2 protein-coding genes are annotated in these 1,012 nt (G+C 59.0%); both read left to right on the top strand.

Annotated features, from left to right (window positions below; genetic code table 11):
• Positions 1-61 precede the first annotated feature (61 nt).
• Complete coding sequence (locus PQR40_RS38995) at positions 62-364, top strand: transposase (protein WP_408341253.1); 303 nt, start codon at positions 62-64, stop codon at positions 362-364.
• Positions 361-1,012, top strand: a 652-nt coding sequence (locus PQR40_RS38990; protein WP_408511284.1) for an IS3 family transposase, incomplete at its 3' end; no start/stop codon positions are given. The genes PQR40_RS38995 and PQR40_RS38990, both read left to right, overlap by 4 nt.

Genomic DNA, 1,012 nt, shown 5'->3' with positions numbered 1-1,012 from the left:
TGTAGTGGTTCAATGAAGCTGGACACCTCTAAAGGGGATAATTCTCCAACTGAGGTGAGAAATGAGCAGACGGAACATTCCTGAAGAATTCAAGGCAGAAGCAGTCCAGCTGGTGGTCAGCAAGGGCTATTCATACTCGCAGGCCTGCGAAGCGCTGGGCGTTGGCGACACGGCGTTGCGTCGCTGGGTCGCGCGGTGGCGCGAGGAGCAGGCCAAACCACCGCGCACAGCGATAGAGATCGAGACCGATGCGCGTCGCATTCGCGAGCTCGAGGCGAAGGTCACTGATCTCGAGAGGGAACGCGACATTCTAAAAAAGTCTACGGCCTTCTTCGTCAAGGAAATGGATCGCTTCTCGAAGTGATCCAGTCACTGAAGAAGGCCTGGCCTGTGAGGGTGATGTGTGAGGTGATGAAGGTGGCGCGCAGCAGCTATTACGCGTTCGCGGGGCGCCCGTCGGTTGACCCTGCGCCCTGCCCGCAGATGGCCGCTGCACGTGAGATTCATCGCGAAACCCGCTGCAGCTATGGCAGCCGAAGGATGTCGGATGAGCTTCAAAGGCGCGGCCACAAGGTGGGGCGTTATCGTGCCCGCACGCTGATGCAGCGCGCGCAACTGGTGATTACCAGAAAGCGTACGCACCGCTATCAGAAGAGCAATGGCGAGGCGCTGGTGGCGCCGAATCTGCTGGCGCGTAACTTCGAGCCGCCGTCCATCAACCAGGTGTGGGCAGGAGATATAACTTATGTGAGAACGCTTCAGGGCTGGTCGTATCTGGCCATCGTGATGGACCTGTATTCGCGCCGTATCGTCGGCTGGGCGTTTGCGCTGCTGCCTGATACGGCACTGGTCATCAGGGCTTTGAAGCAGGCGCGCGACCAGCGACGTCCACCGCCGGGGCTGAAGTTCCACTCGGATCAGGGATGCCAGTACACCAGCGCGCACTTTGTGAACGAACTGAAGGCAAACGGCATCGTTCAGAGCATGAGCAGAAAGGGGAATTGCTGGGATA

Source organism: Paraburkholderia sediminicola (genome assembly GCF_046026855.1).
Lineage (GTDB): Bacteria > Pseudomonadota > Gammaproteobacteria > Burkholderiales > Burkholderiaceae > Paraburkholderia > Paraburkholderia sediminicola_A.
The sequence above is the reverse complement of the archived record's forward strand: the minus strand, read 5'-3'. Positions and strand labels throughout refer to the sequence as shown.